General features: G+C 74.6%; 1 protein-coding gene. It reads left to right on the top strand.

The annotated features are described in order from the left end of the window. Window positions 1-746: 746 nt before the first annotated feature. Window positions 747-1,715 carry a complex I subunit 1 family protein gene (locus GUY61_RS38030; RefSeq protein ID WP_166634849.1) on the top strand — a complete coding sequence of 323 codons (969 nt, stop codon included), beginning with the start codon at window positions 747-749 and terminating at the stop codon, window positions 1,713-1,715. The last annotated feature ends 15 nt before the right edge of the window (window positions 1,716-1,730 follow it).

The raw sequence follows: 1,730 nt of genomic DNA, 5'->3' as shown, positions 1-1,730 counted from the left end.
CTCAAGGGGCAGCTTCCCCCGGTCGCGGCCCGGCCCGCCCGCGCCGCACGCCCGGCCGGCGAGCGCCCCGCCCGTACCCCTCGCGCCGCGGGTGCACCGGGCGAGGGTGCCCCCGCACGCCGTACCCGCAGCGCGACCGAGGGCTCGGCGAGCCAGGCAGCGGCAGCCGGAACGGCCGACGCGTCGCCGACGGCCGCAGCGCGCCCGCGCCGTACCCGCAGCGCGAGCGAAGGCTCCGTGAGCCAGGCAGCGGCCGGGGCCCCGACGACTCCGGAGGGCCCGGCCGGCCGACAGCCGGCCCCCGCAGCGGCCGACGTGCCGTCCACCGGGGCGGCACCCTCCGAGCCCGCGGACGGCGCGACCGCACCGGCTCCGCCGTCCGAGCGCCGGACCCCGCCCGCTTCCGCTTCCGCCGGTGCCGGGGCCGGGGCCGGGGCAGAGGCGGACACGGGCCGCCGTACCGGACCGACGCGGCGCCCGGGTCCCCGCAGCCCCGACGCTCCCTGGCACCATGCCCGCCCCTCCTTCGAGGACGGCGCCGCCGGCCCGCAGCCCTCCGAAACGGCGGAACCCCGGACCGAGGGTGAACCCGAACCGGAACCCGACCCCGGACGCGCAGCCGGCGTCGAACCCGAAGCCGGACGCGCCCCCGAAACCGGACGCGAGCCGGACGCGGGGGAAGCGGGGGAGTCCCGGGAGCCCGGTGACGAGACGAGCGACAACGGACCCAAGGGGAGCGAGAACGCATGAACGACGTACTCGACGTCGCCCTGCGACTCCTCGTCGTGTTCGCCGTCTTCCTCGTCCTCCCCCTCGTCGTCGGGCAGACCGAGCACAAGGTGATGGCGCACATGCAGGGCCGCCTCGGCCCCATGTACGCGGGCGGATTCCACGGCTGGGCCCAGCTCGTCGCGGACGGTGTGAAGTTCGCGCAGAAGGAGGACGTCGTACCGGCGGACGCCGACCGCCGGGTCTTCCAACTGGCGCCCGCCGTCGCCCTGCTGCCCTACCTCCTCGTCCTGGTCGCCATCCCCATCGGTCCCGGCGAGGGCGCCGTCGGCCAGGTGATCGACGCGGGCATCTTCTTCGTGCTGGCCGTCATGGGCGTCGGCGTACTCGGCTCGCTCATGGCCGGCTGGGCCTCCGCCAACAAGTTCTCCCTGCTGGGCGGGCTGCGGACCGCCGCGCAGCTGCTCGCGTACGAACTGCCGATGCTGCTCGCCGCCGCGTCCGTCGCCATGGCTGCCGGCACGGTCTCCCTGCCCGGCATCCTGAACGCCTTCGAGTGGTGGTGGCTGCCGTGGCAGATCGTCGGGGCGGTCGTCTTCTTCACGGCCGGACTCGCCGAACTCCAGCGGCCGCCCTTCGACATGCCGGTCGCCGACTCCGAGATCATCTTCGGCGCGTACACCGAGTACACGGGCCTGAGGTTCGCGCTCTTCCTCCTCGCCGAATACGCCGGGATCGTCGTCCTGTGCGGCCTGACCACCGTCCTCTTCCTGGGCGGCTGGCACGGCCCCTGGGGCGCCGACGGCCTCGGCTGGGTGTGGACCCTGCTCAAGACGGCCGTCCTCGCCTTCGCCGTGATCTGGCTGCGCGTCTCCTACCCCCGTCTCCGCGAGGACCAGTTGCAGAAGCTCGCCTGGACCACGCTCATCCCGCTCGCCCTCGCCCAGATCGCCCTCACCGGCATCGTGAAGGTGGTGATCCAGTAATGGCCGAGTCCCTCC

This window comes from Streptomyces sp. GC420 (assembly GCF_009916105.1).
Taxonomy (GTDB): Bacteria; Actinomycetota; Actinomycetes; order Streptomycetales; family Streptomycetaceae; genus Streptomyces.
This window is presented reverse-complemented; position numbering and strand designations above follow the sequence as displayed.

Excerpts from the sequence above, each read along its gene's own strand:
- GUY61_RS38030 (WP_166634849.1), top strand. The coding sequence starts at position 747 with ATGAACGACGTACTCGACGTCGCCCTGCGACTCCTCGTCGTGTTCGCC.